This is a genomic window from Chitinophaga sp. YIM B06452 (assembly GCF_039655965.1).
Lineage (GTDB): Bacteria > Bacteroidota > Bacteroidia > Chitinophagales > Chitinophagaceae > Chitinophaga.
In genome coordinates, this window is the sequence record NZ_JAWLKY010000001.1 from 1,889,763 (window position 1) to 1,906,920 (window position 17,158).

Here is a 17,158-nt window from a genome sequence, read left to right on the forward strand (position 1 = left end):
AAGCCTGCAAGGGCATATGGAAACCAGGTATTCCCCTGCATCCTGACTGTGAATTTAAAACTGAAAGCAATGAAAAGATTAACCGTACTTTTAATGGCACTTATTATGACAGCTACATCCTTCGCCCAAACTACTGAAACCAAACCCCCGGTGAAAAAGATCGAAGTGAATGGTTCTGCAGAAATCGAGATCACCCCCGACGAGATCTGGCTCAACATCACCCTGCGTGAATACATGAAGAACAAAACGCAGAAAGTGGCCATCACCACGCTGGAAGCGCAGCTGCAGAAAGCTGTGGAAGCCGCTGGTATCGCTAAGGAAAACTTCACCATCGAAAACGTGTTCGGCTACAACTACGACCAATGGTGGAGGAAGAAAAAAGCACCCGAAGATTTTATGGCGCGCAAACAATACCGCCTCAAGCTGAACAGGCTGGATAAGATCAACGGCATCCTCGCCGCGGTGGATGAAGAAGGCATCGAAAGCGTGAACATTGCATCTTTCTCCAGCAGCAAGATGGAAGAATACCGCAAGCAGGTGAAGATGAACGCGCTGAAAGCCGCGAAAGCCAAAGCAGAATACCTGCTGGCCGCTATCGATGAAAAGATCGGCAACGTGATCGAAATACAGGAATTCAATACCGACCAGTACAGCGACGTACGCCCCGAAATGGCTAACGTAAGATCATTCAAGGCCGCTGCTGCAGACATGGGCGGCGCCCCGGATTCCAATATCGATTTCAAAACGATCAAAGTGCGTGCAGAGATCAGGGCCGTATTTGGTATCAAATAAACTGAACTGAAACTATAAAAGAAAAAGGGCTTCCAGTCGTCACTGGTAGCCCTTTTTGCTTGTCTGGTGTCATGTTGCGCCGGAAGACGAATGACTTGTTCTACTGTCGTTTTAATTGTCTTTCATTTCTATTTTGCTACTTGATGCCTCGGCATCAGTCAGGTAAGTTGGGATAAATAGGGACATGGTATAGTAAAGAGCTTAGTACATTTTCAGCACCGTTACCTCGAATTTACCTTCGGTAACGGTTTTCTTTTTGGTTTCATCCACATCGTGAATAAGCACGCCGGTGAAAGAGCCTTTTGCATGCGTTTCGCTGATGGATTCTATCACCACGCTGGAAGCGGCGCCCAGCGTAAGATCATCGGCAGCATAACTTTCAGCGGAACCGAGGGATTTCATCCAGCCGATGGAATTGAAGCCGTTCAGGTCCAGGGAATAAGTGCCCGGTTTCAGTTGTTTGTTAGGAAAAAGAATATTGATCGTAAGCAGCTGGTTGTCGCTGGTCATGCCGCTTACCACGAGCATGGCGTTGGCGCTGGTATCGTGAAGGCTGCCGGTCAGCTGTTTGGTGACTGTCAATTCCTGCCCGTCCAGCTTCATGGTCAGGTAGCCTTCGCTTTTGTTGTCCCGGAACGGATCCTTCTTTTCGCAGGCGGTGAAGCATAATCCGGCTATCAGGCTGATGGCCAGGAGAAAATATCTGGTTTTCATAGGTACTTGTTATAAACTAGTCGGTATAGGTAATGATGCGGCTGCAATATATTACTTATTTTACAAATTAAAAAAATATTTTATAAATAAGTAATGTAGGGTTAATATTGAAAATGGGGAGAATGGGGAAGAAATAAGTATCCATTTTTCGCTGAACCGTATAAAAAAAGCCACCCAGACGGATGGCTTTTTGCTTTTTTATAAGAATGTTTTACGCGTCGATCTTTGCGTATTTGGCATGAGACTCAATGAATTCCCTGCGCGGAGGTACTTCATCGCCCATCAGCATGGTAAAGATGCGGTCGGCTTCAAAAGCGCTGTCTATCGTTACCTGCTTCAGCGTGCGCACGTCGGGGTTCATAGTGGTGTCCCACAACTGCTCGGCGTTCATTTCACCCAGACCTTTATAACGCTGGATGGTCACACTGTCTTCTTTACCGCCGCCGGCGAGCCTGGTCACGGCCGCTTTGCGCTGTTCTTCATTCCAGGCGTAAATGTGGTCTTTGCCTTTTTTCACCTGGTATAAAGGCGGCTGGGCAAGGTATACATAACCCTGTTCCACCATTTCTTTCATGTAGCGGAACACGAAAGTAAGAATGAGGGTGGCAATGTGGCTTCCGTCCACGTCGGCATCCGTCATGATGATGAGCTTGTGATAGCGCAGCTTGCTGAGGTTCAGGGCTTTTTCATCATCCGGTGTACCGATGGTAACGCCGAGTGCGGTGAATATGTTCTTGATCTCTTCGTTCTCGTAGATCTTATGTTCCAGCGCTTTTTCCACATTCAGGATCTTACCGCGCAGCGGCAGGATGGCCTGGAAGTTACGGTTACGGCCCTGCTTGGCAGTACCGCCCGCGGAGTCACCTTCGACGAGGTAGAGCTCACATTTTTCCGGGTCATTGTCTGAACAGTCCGCCAGCTTGCCGGGAAGGCCACTGCCGGTCATCACGCTCTTGCGCTGCACCATCTGGCGCGCCTTGCGGGCCGCCTCACGGGCCTGCGCCGCCAGCACCACTTTGTTGATGATGGTTTTGGCCTCGCGGGGGTTTTCTTCGAGGTAGTCGTCCAGCACCTTGGCTACGGCGCTGTCTACGATACCCATCACTTCCGAGTTGCCGAGCTTGGTTTTGGTCTGCCCTTCAAACTGCGGCTCGGGAACTTTTACGCTCACGATACAGCTGAGGCCTTCGCGGAAGTCGTCTCCCGTTACCTCCACCTTCGATTTTTCGAACATCTTGTTCTTATCGCCATAGGCTTTGAACACGCGGGTGATGGCCCTGCGGAAGCCGGCCACGTGGGTACCGCCTTCGATGGTGTTGATATTATTTACGTAAGAAAAAATGTGCTCGTTGAAAGAATCGTTGTACAGCAAAGCCACTTCCACGGCCACATTGGAGGCTGCGTCGTGCGCTTCGATGTAGATGGGCTGGGGTACCAGCGCGTTGCGGCGGCCGTTCTTGTCCATCAGCTCTACGAATTCGATGATGCCGCCTTCGCTGTAGAATACTTCGCTGAAAACATTGCCGTTCTCATCCTTTTCGCGCTCATCATTAAGGGTGATGCGGATCTTCCTGTTCAGGAAGGCCAGCTCGCGCAGGCGGCCGGCAAGGGTTTCGCGGTTGTATATGGTTTCTGTGAAGATCGTCGCGTCCGGCTTGAAATGCGTAATAGTGCCGGTGATGTCGCTCGTGCCGATCTCGCGCACAGGGTATTGGGGAATGCCCATCCTGTACTGCTGCTCGAATATTTTGCCTTCCCGGTGAACGGTCACATGGCAGGGATCGCTTAGCGCATTCACGCAGCTTACGCCCACACCGTGCAGACCGCCGGATACCTTGTAAGTATTTTTGTCGAACTTACCGCCGGCGTGCAATACTGTCATTACCACCTCCAGCGCGGATTTTTTCTCCTTGGGGTGCATACCGGTAGGGATACCCCGCCCGTCGTCCTTCACGCGGATAGAGTTATCTTCACAGATCGTTACCTCGATGTTTTTGCAATACCCGGCGAGCGCTTCGTCGATGGAGTTATCGACTACTTCGTATACGAGGTGGTGTAAACCTTTCACCCCGATGTCGCCAATATACATGGCAGGACGTTTCCGCACCGCTTCCAACCCTTCCAATACTTGAATGCTACCCGCATCATAACCGTTGCTGGGGGTAGTTGCTTGCACTAGTTCTTCACTCATATTTTTAGCTGAAAATCTATTTTTAACAAAACGGTAGACAATCCAGCAAATGTACGCAAAATCAGGCTAATTTCCATGAAAAAATGGCCTTATTTGAGGGGTGTGGACAGGTTGTGAATTGCGGAAATACCGCAGGGTATACATGAGGGTTATTTTTACTTTATAGCGGCAATTATTGCGTTTACAGGCTGCCGGTTTTCATCGCTCGGCATTGAAATGGCTACATCAATCCTGATGCCGCGTCCGTGAGCACTGTTTCTTTAATACCGGCATAAATGGTTTTCCATACGAGGTTGAAAAAAGACTTTTTCGGGTCACGCTCGAACCTTGGCCTGGCAGTGCGTACAGGCTTGCCCGGTGAAGGATTTTCATTGTGCAGCGCCATTACATTCGCCAGGAAGCTGATCAATCCCTTTTTCCGTTTTTTGCCTTTTGCATTCCTCACGTCTTTCAGGAAATCGATCTTCAGGTCGGAATACAGGAGCTTGAAAGTGCCGGAGCAAGACCGTTCGTTGCCCCGCAGGTTGAAATCCATCTCCCGGATACTGGCGGAGCGGATGCCCACTTCCCCGAGCGGCCTGGTGGCAGGGTTCATTTCACGCCCGTCCATATCCGTCAGCTGGCCCGAAACGCCAAAGGCGCCGGAGGCATCGTTCAGCGTAAAATCGAAGCGGGCCCTCAGTTTGCCGGTGCGCATCAGTATCGCATGCACGTCCGCAATACAATGATTGTTTTGCTGGATGAGCGAATCCTGGTTCGTAATATGTAAGAAAGTGCCGCCCGCCTGGTGGAATTCGATCTTTCCGGTTTCCCCGCTGGCGGGGTTGAACTCGCTGTATGAAATATTGACGCCCTGGACCTTCAGGGTGTCGATGGTCAGGGGCATTTTCAGCTTATCCAGCAGCTGGTTGGGAAAGCCGCCGTATTTGTCTCCCGGCGGGTAGGGCAGGGCCCGGTTCCGGTAAGCATGCAGCTCACCGCCGTCTACACTCGCGCTTTTCACGAAAATGGCCTGCTGCAGCAGGTCTTCCAGCCTCACGCCTTCCGCTCGGATGTGATTGAACGTCACTTCGAAGCGGTCGCTCTGCGTCCCTTTCTGCTTATCAAAACCGGCCCTGTTGTAACGGGGTTCCAGCTTCACGCTTTCCACTTCCGCCACCCGTTCCACGGCATTATAACTGATATTGTTTACATGCAGCCAATACAGGCTGTCTGGCGTGCGGAAGTCCCACTGCCGGAGCGTTACATCAAAATTCTGGGCATACAGCACGCGGGACAGGTCCTTTTCCGTCATAGAATCGATCCGCAGGTCGCGGAGGCGCACGTCCAGGTTGTCGAAGCGGGCAAGCTTGCGGCTGCTGTCTTCCCGGATATGCACATAAGATAACCTGGTATTGGTGAGGTTGACCTGCCGGATGCGGAAATCGTGGATGAGTTCGTTGACGGAGGCGTAAAAACTGCGCCGGGGCGTGGTATCGCGGCTGCGGAGGTCCTGCACTACGGTAATTTCGGGCTCAGACAAGGTGAATATGCCCGCGTCTACCTGTTTATCCATAAAATACCGCCAGATCTTCAGCCCGGAAACCTGCACCCGGCTCATTTTGGCATTGTAGATCACCTGCGGCGCGCGCTGTTCCCGCACCAGCCGGTCGTACACTGCGGTATCCGGCAGCAGGGCGACATTCTGTATGCCGACGCTGCCCGTGAGGAGGTTCATGCTGATCTTCCCGTAGGCAAGAGTATACAGGCTGTCTGAGCCCTGGCTCACGAAGCGGCGCAATTCCTTATCCAGTATGTTTTTCCAGTGAATGCTCAGGTACCAGCCTGTACCCAGCACCACCGCGGCCAGGATAGCCGTTACCGTTAGTATGATCTTCCAGAACTTCGTCATGTGTCTTTATTGTTGCTAAAGTTGTACCAATTCACCCTGGCGGGCAGGGATTTGTAACCGCTTTGTCAAACTGTAAGAATTATAACAACGATTCGTTAATTTTGTGGCTCACTATATGAAAGAAGTACAGGAAATATTAACGCTCGCTATCCCGCAACCCGCCATGGGCGACCAGTTGCAGCTTGCAGAGGCCGATAACGTAGCGGTTCCTGACTGCCTTGATTATTCCCTCCAGCGCTTCGTTTACGAACGCCCGTTACCCGTGGAAGATGTGGCTATGGTGGTATACCAGCCCGCAAAACGGGGAAAAAGCGCGGCTATCGAGTTGCGGTATTGTGTGGCGGGCAACAAATATTGCCAGAAGCCCAATTGTACCGACCAGGTGTGCGTGGAAGGCCATAAGCATGAGGACTGCAACACCAAGCTCCCGTCTGTAGACCTGATCACCGTACGTTTTCAGCCCGCTTTCATTCAGTCCCTGCAAAAAGGGAACACTTCTTTTTCCCTCTTCGAGCTTCAATCCAAAAAACCTTTCGTAAAGACCATTCAGCCCTGCACCAAAAGCAAAGCCGTGCTGGAGCAGATGGTGCATCATAATTACGAAGGTATCCTGAAAAATATTTTCCTGCAAAGCAAGGCACTGGAGCTGTTGCTTTTCAGTTCCGACCAGTTTATCCAGAACGATACGGAAGAGCGCTATGGCTGCCGCTTCCTGACGCACCTGGAAGACCGCGAGAAGATCGAAAAAGCGCGCAGCATCCTGCTGGAGCAGCTGGATGCGCCGATCACGATCCGCGACCTGGCGAGAAGGGTGGCCATGAACGAATGTTACCTCAAAAAAGGTTTCAAAGCGGTGTATGGTACCACTATCTACGATTATTTCCAGAAAGAAAGGATGGAAAAGGCCAAAGGCCTCTTATATGAAAGGGGCTTATCTGTTTCAGAGGTAGCCATTATGATGGGATATTCCTGCATTTCCCATTTTTCCACCGCGTTCAAAAAACATACAGGCCTGAAACCCTGTGAGTTACTCCTCCGTTAAGCGGTTTTTCCTTTTACGATCATTACTTTTCCCGATCCGATAAACGCCGGTCTGCAGATTGTATTTTCTTTGTGCTACGATCTTTGGATGTCTATCCACGGTTCCTCATAAGCTTCCTTATCAGATTTGACCTAAGGAAAAGCTTGCAGACGATAGTAAAGCCATTATAAAAAGCAGTGCATATCAAACACCACAAAGACCTAATCTGCATTGCCAGTCAGTAAGTTTTTCCACCGTAATTTGCATAAAGCCGTTACTTTTCTGTGACGGCTTTTTTTATGCCCGGAACTTTGTGAATTGGTACAAAAGAAAAACCCCGCCCAAAAGAGCAGGGTCTGTCCTATTTATCCCTATACCTATGAAATACTTAATGAATGTCTTTGTCAGTAAATATCCTTAATCAACAATAGTGCCAGCATCATTCAGCAGTACGGTTTTGGCAGTCCCGTTGTCGTCAATATTTACTTTAAAATATGCTGCCACATCCGCTCTCTCAATTTTCCACCCTTCTTTAACAACTGCGGACGGGTATTTGTTCTTCAATGTTCCCAAAACGGTTTCGGGCAGATTGCCGGTTTCGAAAGCGCTGCGGGTAGCTACCCATGTGCCTTCTGCGTTGTATTCAACAGCGGTCTTCACATTGTCCCTGTTGAAGGAAGCGATCCAGTTGCCGCCGGAGGTTTTAGCCCACTGGGCATCTGTAGCGGCTGCAAATTCGGCATTTTGTGCAAATGCGTCTTTTACGGGAGCCGGTGCTTCCACTTTTTTAGCGGTCGTTTTGGTTTTTTTGGATTTAGATGATTTCTGCTGTGAAAACGCTATGCCGGATGTGAAGATGGCAGCGCATATTAATAACGTTACTTTTTTCATAAAAGATATGGTTTATAATCGCGTTAGACTCTTCAGAATCCTAACCAAAACAATGCCAAAAACGCAAAGCAAGCATAGTTTATTGCAAATTACTCAATTTTACGCGCATTTTTTTCATAAATCTGTTATTTTTTATGGCAGAACACAGCCCTCTGAAACCTGCACGTATTTTCGTAACTTTGCAGAATTTTAAATACCAAACTTAAGCACCCGGGTGGGGAATTGTTTATGTCCAGCAAATATCAGGAATACGATCAACTGAATTTACCGCAAATAGAACAGGATATACTGCAGGCGTGGGAAGCGCACCAGGTTTTTGAGAAAAGCATCTCGAACCGCGACGGCGCGGCGCCTTTCGTATTTTACGAAGGCCCCCCCAGCGCCAATGGCCTCCCCGGCATTCACCACGTGATCTCCCGCGCCCTTAAAGACCTAGTTTGCCGTTACAAGACCATGCAGGGCTTCCAGGTGAAAAGGAAAAGCGGCTGGGACACCCATGGCCTGCCCGTGGAACTGGGAGTGGAAAAAGCCCTCGGCATCACCAAGGAAGACATCGGCAAAAAGATCTCCATCGCAGAATATAACGATACCTGCCGCAAGGAAGTATTGAAATATAAAGACCGCTGGGAAGACCTGACCCGTAAAATGGGCTACTGGGTTGACCTGGAGCATCCCTACATCACTTTCGACAATTCATACATCGAAAGCCTGTGGTGGTGTTTGCAGCAATTATATAAAAAAGGATTACTGTATAAAAGCGTCAGCATCCAGCCGTATTCACCGGCGGCGGGCACCGGTCTCAGTTCGCACGAGCTGAACCAGCCCGGTACTTATAAAGATGTGAAAGACACGACCATCGTGGCCATGTTCAAGGCCCTGCAGTCGGACCGCTCACAGTTCCTGTTCGATGCCTCCCGTTCCGGCGAGGTGTTTTTCCTGGCCTGGACCACCACTCCCTGGACGCTTCCCAGCAACCTGGGCCTTACCGTAGGCGCCAACATCGAATATGTGCTGGTGAAAACCTTTAACCCTTACACGCATCTGCCCATCAATGTGGTGCTGGCGAAAGACCTGGCGGGGAAATATTTTAAACCCGAAGGTGAGAACGCTGATTTTGAAGCCTATACGGCAGATACGAAAGTGCTGCCCTGGAAAATACTGGCCAATTTCAAAGGAAGCGAGCTGGAGAACATCCGCTACGAACAGCTGCTGCCTTACGCCAAACCTGAAGAAGGCGACCCCTTCCGCGTGCTGATCGGCGATTTTGTGACCACGGAAGACGGCACCGGCATCGTGCATACCGCGCCGGCCTTTGGTGCAGACGATAACCGCGTCGGCAAAAAATATGGCATCGGTATTCTCACGCTGGTAGACCGCCAGGGTAAATTCACCGATAATGTCGGCGAATTCTCAGGCCGTTACGTAAAAGATTATAAGAACGACCCTGACTATAAGGACGTGGACGTGGATATAGCCGTGAAGCTCAAAAAAGAGAACCGCGCCTTCAAAGTGGAGAAATACGAGCACACCTACCCGCATTGCTGGCGTACGGACAAACCCGTGCTGTATTACCCGCTGGACGCATGGTTCATCAAAACCACGGCCATGAAAGACCGGATGGTGGAGCTGAACAAGACCATCAACTGGAAACCCGCCTCCACCGGTTCCGGCCGTTTCGGCAGCTGGCTGGAGAACATGGTGGATTGGAACCTTTCCCGCAGCCGCTACTGGGGCACCCCGCTGCCCATCTGGCGCACCGAAGACGGTACCGAAGAGATCTGCATCGGCAGCATCGCCGAGCTGAACGAAGGCATCAGGCTGGCCAACGAAGTGCTGGGCGGCGACGTCAATAAACATTACCTCCACGAGGGCATCCTCGACCTGCATAAACCTTATGTGGACGATATCATCCTGGTAAGCTCCACCGGCAAACCGATGCGCCGCGAGCCGGACCTGATAGACGTTTGGTTCGACTCAGGCGCCATGCCCGTGGCCCAGTGGCATTATCCTTTTGAAAATAAGGAGATGCTGGAAAAAGGACAGGCCTTTCCGGCGGACTTCATTGCCGAAGGGGTGGACCAGACCCGTGGATGGTTTTACACACTGCATGCGCTGGCCGTCATGCTTTTCGACAGCGTGGCGTATAAAACGGTCGTTTCCAACGGCCTTGTGCTGGACAAGAACGGCAACAAAATGAGCAAGCGCGTGGGGAATGTGGTAGACCCGTTCACCACCATCCAGCAATTCGGCGCCGATGCCACCCGCTGGTACATGATCACCAATGCTTCGCCCTGGGACAACATGAAGTTTGACGTGGACGGCATTAAAGAGGTACAGCGGAAACTGTTCGGTACATTATATAATACATACAACTTCTTCGCGATGTACGCGAACCTGGACAATTTTGCGTTCAGGGAGGCGTATATCCCGCTGGACCAGCGCCCGGAGATCGACCGGTGGATCATTTCACTGCTGAACACCCTGGTGAAACAGGTGACTGGCAGCCTGGAAGATTATGAGCCCACACAGGCAGGCCGCGCCGTGCAGGAATTCGTGGACGAGCACCTGAGCAACTGGTATGTGCGCCTTTGCCGCCGCCGTTTCTGGAAAGGGGAGTACGAGCAGGACAAGATCAGCGCTTACCAGACGCTGTACGAGTGCCTGGAGAAGATCGCGCAGCTGATGGCGCCGGTGAGCCCCTTCTTTACAGACTGGCTGTACCGCAACCTGAACAGCGTGAGCGGCAGGCAGCAGGAAGAAAGCGTTCACCTCACCAGGTTCCCCGTGGCAGATGAGGCAGCAATAGACCCGGACCTGGAGGAAAGGATGCAGCTGGCGCAGGACGTTTCGTCGCTGGTGCTGAGCCTTAGGAAGAAGACCAATATCAAGGTAAGGCAGCCTTTACAGAAGATACTTGTTCCGGTGCTGAACCCGCACATGCGGGAGCAGCTGGTTTTGGTGGAGCATTTGATAAAAAGCGAAGTGAATGTAAAAAGTATTGAGTATCTTACCGAAACCGAAGGTTTTATCAAGAAAAAGATTAAGCCAAACTTCAAGACCCTAGGCAGCCGTATGGGAGCGAAGATGAAGGCTGTGGCGGGAGCGATCAGCGCCTTTACGCAGCATGAGATTGCGGAGTTGGAGAAGAACGGCAGTTTTGGCTTAATAATTGAGAATGAGCAAATTCCGATTCAGTTAACCGATGTTGAGATCATTTCGGAAGACATTCCCGGATGGACGGTGGCGAACAAAGGTTCGCTGACCGTAGCGCTTGATATCACCATCACCCCTGTTTTATTGGACGAGGGCAATGCCCGCGAGCTGGTTAACCGGATCCAGAAGATACGGAAGGACAGTGATTTTGAGCTGACTGACCGGATTGCTGTAAAAGTGGCTGACGTGGACGCCCTGAAATCGGCGATAATTAACTTTAATGACTATATTTGCACGGAAATTTTGGCAGATAGTTTGGAGATAGTGCCGCAATTACAGGAGGGCGTAGAAGTAGAAGTTAACGATCTTAAATTCAACGTATTAGTTAACAAAAAAAGCTAATCCCATGGCAACAAAGAAGAAGGTTGCTAGTAAAACTACCAAGAAGGCGGTTCCTGCCAAGAAAGCTGTAGCGAAGAAAGCTGCTGCTGCACCGAAAAAAGCTGCGTCTAAACCGGCGCCGGCTAAAAAGGTTGCGGCTGCGCCCAAGAAGGCTGCTGCGAAAAAGGCGGCGCCTAAAGCAGCGAAGCCCGCTCCGAAAAAAGCGGCAGTAAAGAAAGTAGCGGCAAAAGCAGCCCCTTCGAAAGCAGTTCCTGCCAAAAAGAAAGCGGCAGCGGCCAAAAAGCCCGTCAAAGCAGTAAAACCCGCGCCGGCGAAAGCGCCGGCAACTAAAGCTCCGGCAGCGAAGAAACCTGTTGCTGCCAAAGCTCCCGTCAAGAAAACGGCTCCTGTTCCGGCGCCCAAGGTTAAACCGGCCGCTGTGGTTACCGGCAAGCCTGCTGAAAAGCAAACACCGCCTCCGGAACCGTTTATTTCCAAAACCGTAGAAAAAGTAGATATAATGGCATCAAAGAGTAAACAGGATAAATCAGACAAGGAACCAGTAAAAAAGACCAAGGTGGAAGAACCTGCCAGGAGGACTACTGAGAAACCGTCTTCCAGGACTCCTTCAAAGGCCGCCGGCAGCCGCCCGGTAATGAAAACCGTGACTTATTCTCCGGAATTCACCAAATCAGTACTGGATCAGCCGGAAACTCCTTCCGGCCCGATATATCGCTACAGCGACCCTGAGTTACAGGAATTTAAAGAGATCATCCTGAAAAAACTGGAAGCAGCGAAAAAAGAACTGGTATACCTCCAGGGCCTGATCACCCGCAAGGATGAAGCAGGTACAGACGATACCGAAAACAAATACATGAGCATGGAAGACGGCAGCGGCTCACAGGAACGCGAGCAGCTGAACCAGATGGCCAGCCGCCAGATCCAGTTCATCGACCACCTGGAAAAAGCCCTGGTGCGTATTGAAAACAAAACTTACGGCATCTGCCGCGTAACCGGCAAGCTGATCGAAAAAGCGCGCCTGAAAGCAGTGCCGCATGCTACGCTCAGCATCGAAGCTAAGCTGGCAAAAAGCAAATAAAATAAATGTCCCCCGGCTAAAGCCGGCATAATAAAAGAGATGTAAAGGGCTGTCCGGAAGGACGGCCCTTTTTCATACATCCATGTTAAAAACCCGGCAAGTAATGAGCCTACTGCCGAAGAACTTGTGGCGGAAGGAATACCCCGGCGGGCCCGCCAACCGGGAAGATCCCGGCGTGGCAGGGTACCAGGGCTACCAATCAGAACAAAAACCTGGCAGGTAAAGCCAAACGGGAAGAACCCCTAGTGGCGGATACCAGGCCATAACAAAACAAAAAACAGGTGGCATGCCAACCGGGAATGCTCCCAGCCGGACGATTACCCGTTGTAAATGACATCGAAAAGTACATCTGCCTGCCAGCCAATCCCTTGACACCATGTCATGGGTACTCGCTGCGCATAAATCAAAAAACTTGGCTGCCTGCCAACCAGGAATAATCCCGCGACGCGGGTACCAGGTTGCAAACAAAACAGCCGGCACTCAGCAACTATCTTCTCTTTCAGGATAACTGGAAAAGACCGGGAGACCCCGGTCTCCGTACACCAAAGAGTGACAAACGTCACCGCGATTCTGTAATGCGAATGTAACTGGAATGCGCTTCCGGGCATAGAAAAAAGGCCGGGACTTTCTTAAGCCCGGCCGATAATATCTCGGAAAAACGGAGGAGAATGAAAATTTGCAATCAGGCAGGCTTCAACTGCGGCTCATCCGCACAATCCGGCTGAAACGCTTTGCGCACCTGCCGCGCAGCCAGGTAGATCAATCCCGCGGTTGCCAGCGCAGCCAGGCTGCCCAGCCCGATATTGCGCACCTGCTTTTTCGTAGGCCAGCGGATCACATTTTTCTCAGGACTCGCCACCGCAATATCCAGCAGCGGCGCCATGCATATGTCTTCAATGATCTTGTCCGCCACAGTCGCCGCTTCTACATATTGTGGATGGTATGCCACACCAATGCCCGCTTCCTGCAACATCGCGCGGTCGCTTTCCCCATTGCCCACATAAATGATGTTCTGCGGCTGGATGTGGTATTTCTCGGCAATGTACTTCAGGATATTGCTTTTATTATATTCAGCCGCAGCGCCGCTCCCCTTCAGGAAATAATCGGGAATGCTCACCTCGCCGGTAGCCACGCTGTGCACAAGATGCAGCCGGTTGGCAAACGCGAAATCAGCCCCCAGCTTATTTTTCATGTGGTTCGCCACGCATTCGAAACCGTCTGTGATAAAACCGCAGATATACCCGCGCCGCTTCAGTTCGCGGATCACATGCCGGATATCGGGCGTTACAGGTATTTCGTCTGCCACCTCCAGCAGCTCCGCCAGGTTGCGGCCCTGGAACAGCGCGGCAGACCGCCTGATGATAGAGATCGGGTCTGTATAATGCTGCAGCACCTGCACCAGCGGCTCTTCCTGTTCGAAGGCCACCGCGGCGAGGTAAGTGTAGTTTTGCGTGAACACGGTTTCGTCCAGGTTGAAGATCACCATCTTCTCCAGCTTGTCGATAGATTCGAGGATGGAATACTCCATCTGCTCGCGGATGATGTTGATATTGCCCAGCGTTTCCAGGTTCTGCAACGGTATGCTCTCTGCTTTTTTGAGAATAGTGCGTGATACTTCGCGGCTCATTTTACTGAGCTGCTCCCAGGTTTGCATGGCGTTCTCCAGCCTGCCGATATTCACTTCACGGATGCGGGCCTGCTTGAGGTGCATGTCTATCAGCAGTCCAATGTCTACCCCGTAATCATTTTCAAAATGCACCTGTTTGAGGAATGATGTGCGCGCCGCGATCATGCCGCTCAGCGGCTGGTTGAAGCCGGCCAGCTCGGGGAAAAGTATGCTGAGAAGCGGTTTGGCGACCAGCTGCGTTACGCGCCCAGCCTGCCTTTCAAAATATGATTTGACAAAATCGGCTTCGTCGTTCACGATAGGATCGGTCAGCAATTCCACGAGATGATCGGGATAGGTAAGAATATCACCGTCCACATACATGACAATATCATGCTTCGCAGCCATCATGCCTTCCCGCATGGAGATCCCTTTGCCGCGCTGGCTGCTGGTGATCACGCGAACCTTTTCCTTAAGGGCTTCCTCAACCGTATGATCCGTTGAATTATCATCTACCACAATGATCTCTATGGGCCTGGAGGTTTTCCTGATCGTCTTGATTACCTGGCGTATGGTTGCGCCTTCGTTGAGCACTGGTATAATTACGGAAATCATAGGTTCGCAATTAGTTTGATGAACAAATAAGGTACCGTCTGGCACGCCCTAAGCTCCAAAAATGATACCACAATGCCGGAGGGGATTGATATTGCGGTGAACCGCTAAAATTGGTTATTTTTGAGCAATTCCCGAGAGGGGAGAATTTGAGAGTACAGCTTAATATTAGAAAAATGCAGGAAACTAAAAGGCAAAAACAGGTAGGGCAGCTGGTGCAGCAGGAACTCAGCGATATTTTCATGCGCATGGGATTCAATGTAACAGAAGGAGGGATGATCTCGATCTCTTCCGTTAAAATGACCCCTGACCTGCTGGAAGCGCGGGTTTACTTAAGCATGTTCCAGATAAAATCTCCCGAGGAAATGATGGGGCGGATGAACGAGAAAATGAGCGAGATCCGCCGCGAACTGGGAAACCGCGTGGGCAAACAATTGCGCCGCGTACCCGAACTCACCTTCTTCCTGGACGATACGCTGGATCATGTGTTCAAGATGGAAGAGCTCTTTAAAAAGATCAATGAAGAGAAAGAGAAGAAATGATCTGGCAATTCGCACTTCGTTACTTCCGGGCCCGTAAATCCACCAACGCCATCAATATTATTGCATGGGTAAGCGTTGGCGCCATCGCCATAGGCACCGCCGCGCTCATCACTGTGCTGAGCGTGTTCAACGGGTTCACCGGCCTCGTAAAATCCCTTTATTCTTCTTTCTATCCTACATTAAAAGTAGTGCCGGCCACCGGGAAGACCATTCTTTTCACCCCGGAACAATTAAAAGCAGTCACCCAAACCCGCGGCGTGGCCAATCTTTCCGCCAGCATCGAAGAGAAAGCGGTGCTGCGTAACGGGAACGAACAAACGATCGCGGTACTGAAAGGGGTAGACAGCGCTTTTTCGCATGTGGCCGGCGTGCAGGACAAGATCATCCGCGGCGAATACGACATTTCGCGTGAGCCGGGTTACCAGGCCGTTGTGGGTCTTGGCATAGAAAGCGCGCTGGGCGTGGATGTGGAGCACAGCAGCGTGCCGGTGAACGTGTACATGCCCAAACGCGATGAATCCGTTTTCACCGCGGGCCTGCCTGAACAGGCCGTGAATGCAGGCGTCATCTATCCCGCAGGCACTTTCGCCATACAACAGGAGTTTGACAGCAAATATGTGCTGGTGGATATCAACTTCCTCCGCAACCTGCTCGACATGCAGCCCGGGGAAGTATCATCCCTCGAAATATCCGTGCTGCCGGGTTTTTCAGAAAGAAAAACAAAACGTGCATTGCAGGAGCTGCTGGGTGAAAAAGTGAAAGTGCAAACGCGGGTGGAGCAAAATGCAACCATCTACAACGTGATGCAAACGGAGAAATGGGTGGTATACGTGTTCCTCAGCTTCATCCTCGTTATTGCGGCCTTCAACATGATCGGCTCACTGTCTATGCTGGTCATAGAAAAACAAAAAGACATCACCATCCTCAAAGCCATGGGCGGCAGGAACAGTCTCATCCAGCGGATATTCCTGCTGGAAGGGCTCATCATCGCAGGCGCGGGCAGCATCATCGGGTTCAGCCTGGCCATCACGATCTGCCTGGTGCAGCAGCATTTCGGATTGATCAAACTCGGCGGCGGCTCTTTCCTGATAGACGCATTTCCCGTGGAGATGCATTACGAGGATTTTATTCTCGTGATCGTTACCATCCTGGTAATAGGTGTGCTGGCCAGCTGGTACCCCGCGCAAAGAGCGGCGCGCCAGGAAATAGCGCTGAAAGCCACCTGACATACGCCCATAAAAAAAGCGCACCGTCCGGCACGCTTTCTATTTCAATGCTGATTTCGCGGATCAATAATCGCCCAGTGTTTCCGGCAACTGTGCCAGCGCTTTGGCCAGCTGTTCGTCGTTCGGGGCAATGCCATGCCATTCGTGGGAACCTTCCATGAAGTCCACACCTTTACCCATCGCAGTTTTCATGAGAATAACAATGGGCTGGCCTTTGCCTGTAAGGCCTTTGGCTTTTGCAAGTGTGGCAAGCACGTCGTCCATATCGTTCCCGTTCATCTGCAGCACTTTCCAGCCGAAGGAGAAGAACTTGGCATCGAGGTCGCCGAGGCCCATCACTTTGTCTGTAGGACCGTCTATCTGCTGGCCGTTGTAGTCAACAGTGGCGATAATATTATCCACTTTGTGGTGTGCGGCAAACATGATGGCTTCCCAGTTCTGGCCTTCATCCAGCTCGCCGTCTCCATGAAGGGAGTATACGATCTTGGGGTCTTTATTCAGTTTTTTGCTGAGGGCTGCGCCGAGGGCAACGCTCATACCCTGGCCCAGGGAGCCGCTGGCTACCCTTATGCCGGGCAGGTGCTCGTGGGTGGTGGGGTGACCCTGCAGGCGGGAGTCTATTTTACGGAAAGTAGCCAGTTCAGATACCGGGAAGTAACCGGACCTGGCCAGGGCGCTGTAGAACACGGGGGAAATGTGTCCGTTTGACAAGAAAAACAGGTCCTGGTTCTTACCATCCATATCGAAGGGTACGGGGGTGTGCTCCATTACCTTGAAGTACAAGGCAGTAAAGAATTCCGTACAACCCAGGGAACCACCGGGGTGACCGCTTTGCACGGCATGTACCATCCGTACAATGTCCCGCCTGATCTGCGTGGCGATATCTTTCAGTTCTGGCATGATAATTGGCGTTTTATGAGCCGCAAAAGTAATAAGAAATTACCCAGATTCTCAACGGATTGCGTGTTTTTTTCCTGGGATAACATAAATCCTTGAGTTTTAAAATTTTTTGATACGCATATCACTGAAATTAATATCT

Annotated in this window: 13 protein-coding genes; 6 read left to right on the plus strand and 7 right to left on the minus strand. The window is 51.1% G+C overall.

What is annotated here, in order from left to right; genetic code table 11:
* Positions 1 to 69 precede the first annotated feature (69 nt).
* The gene (locus tag R3I13_RS07550; protein WP_346317316.1) at positions 70 to 792 is read left to right on the plus strand and encodes an SIMPL domain-containing protein; all 723 of its coding nucleotides are present in this window, start codon (positions 70 to 72) and stop codon (positions 790 to 792) included.
* A 201-nt stretch (positions 793 to 993) separates the two neighbouring features.
* Here R3I13_RS07550 and R3I13_RS07555 read toward each other — a convergent pair whose 3' ends face one another.
* From R3I13_RS07555 to R3I13_RS07565, 3 genes are all read right to left on the minus strand, one after another.
* Entirely contained in the window at positions 994 to 1,506 is a 513-nt protein-coding gene (locus R3I13_RS07555; RefSeq protein ID WP_346317317.1) for a hypothetical protein, read from the minus strand.
* Between the two features lie 211 nt (positions 1,507 to 1,717).
* Entirely contained in the window at positions 1,718 to 3,697 is a 1,980-nt protein-coding gene (gene gyrB, locus R3I13_RS07560; protein ID WP_346317318.1) for a DNA topoisomerase (ATP-hydrolyzing) subunit B, read from the minus strand.
* A gap of 220 nt (positions 3,698 to 3,917) precedes the next feature.
* Positions 3,918 to 5,588: a hypothetical protein gene (locus R3I13_RS07565; protein ID WP_346317319.1), complete on the minus strand. Its 1,671-nt coding sequence runs from the start codon at positions 5,586 to 5,588 to the stop codon at positions 3,918 to 3,920.
* Between the two features lie 115 nt (positions 5,589 to 5,703).
* Here R3I13_RS07565 and R3I13_RS07570 point away from each other — a divergent pair, with 115 nt between their 5' ends.
* Entirely contained in the window at positions 5,704 to 6,630 is a 927-nt protein-coding gene (locus tag R3I13_RS07570; RefSeq protein ID WP_346317320.1) for an AraC family transcriptional regulator, read from the plus strand.
* A 396-nt stretch (positions 6,631 to 7,026) separates the two neighbouring features.
* Here R3I13_RS07570 and R3I13_RS07575 read toward each other — a convergent pair whose 3' ends face one another.
* Positions 7,027 to 7,500, minus strand: a complete 474-nt coding sequence (locus R3I13_RS07575; protein ID WP_346317321.1) for a PepSY-like domain-containing protein — start codon at positions 7,498 to 7,500, stop codon at positions 7,027 to 7,029.
* Between the two features lie 228 nt (positions 7,501 to 7,728).
* Here R3I13_RS07575 and ileS point away from each other — a divergent pair, with 228 nt between their 5' ends.
* Positions 7,729 to 11,055: an isoleucine--tRNA ligase gene (gene ileS / locus R3I13_RS07580; RefSeq protein WP_346317322.1), complete on the plus strand. Its 3,327-nt coding sequence runs from the start codon at positions 7,729 to 7,731 to the stop codon at positions 11,053 to 11,055.
* Here ileS and R3I13_RS07585 read toward each other — a convergent pair.
* Positions 11,035 to 11,589: a hypothetical protein gene (locus R3I13_RS07585; protein ID WP_346317323.1), complete on the minus strand. Its 555-nt coding sequence runs from the start codon at positions 11,587 to 11,589 to the stop codon at positions 11,035 to 11,037. The genes ileS and R3I13_RS07585 overlap by 21 nt on opposite strands.
* Between R3I13_RS07585 and R3I13_RS07590 the strand changes: the two genes are divergently transcribed.
* Positions 11,555 to 12,133, plus strand: a complete 579-nt coding sequence (locus tag R3I13_RS07590; RefSeq protein ID WP_346317324.1) for a TraR/DksA C4-type zinc finger protein — start codon at positions 11,555 to 11,557, stop codon at positions 12,131 to 12,133. The genes R3I13_RS07585 and R3I13_RS07590 overlap by 35 nt on opposite strands.
* Before the next feature lie 682 nt (positions 12,134 to 12,815).
* Here R3I13_RS07590 and R3I13_RS07595 read toward each other — a convergent pair.
* Positions 12,816 to 14,354: a glycosyltransferase gene (locus R3I13_RS07595; RefSeq protein WP_346317325.1), complete on the minus strand. Its 1,539-nt coding sequence runs from the start codon at positions 14,352 to 14,354 to the stop codon at positions 12,816 to 12,818.
* A gap of 173 nt (positions 14,355 to 14,527) precedes the next feature.
* On the opposite strand from R3I13_RS07595, the gene rbfA reads away from it, so the two are divergent.
* Entirely contained in the window at positions 14,528 to 14,893 is a 366-nt protein-coding gene (gene rbfA, locus R3I13_RS07600) for a 30S ribosome-binding factor RbfA (RefSeq protein ID WP_346317326.1), read from the plus strand.
* Positions 14,890 to 16,119: an FtsX-like permease family protein gene (locus R3I13_RS07605; RefSeq protein ID WP_346317327.1), complete on the plus strand. Its 1,230-nt coding sequence runs from the start codon at positions 14,890 to 14,892 to the stop codon at positions 16,117 to 16,119. Before rbfA ends, R3I13_RS07605 begins: the two co-directional genes overlap by 4 nt.
* A 63-nt stretch (positions 16,120 to 16,182) precedes the next feature.
* Here R3I13_RS07605 and R3I13_RS07610 read toward each other — a convergent pair whose 3' ends face one another.
* Positions 16,183 to 17,019, minus strand: a complete 837-nt coding sequence (locus R3I13_RS07610; protein ID WP_346317328.1) for a transketolase — start codon at positions 17,017 to 17,019, stop codon at positions 16,183 to 16,185.
* Positions 17,020 to 17,158 lie beyond the last annotated feature (139 nt).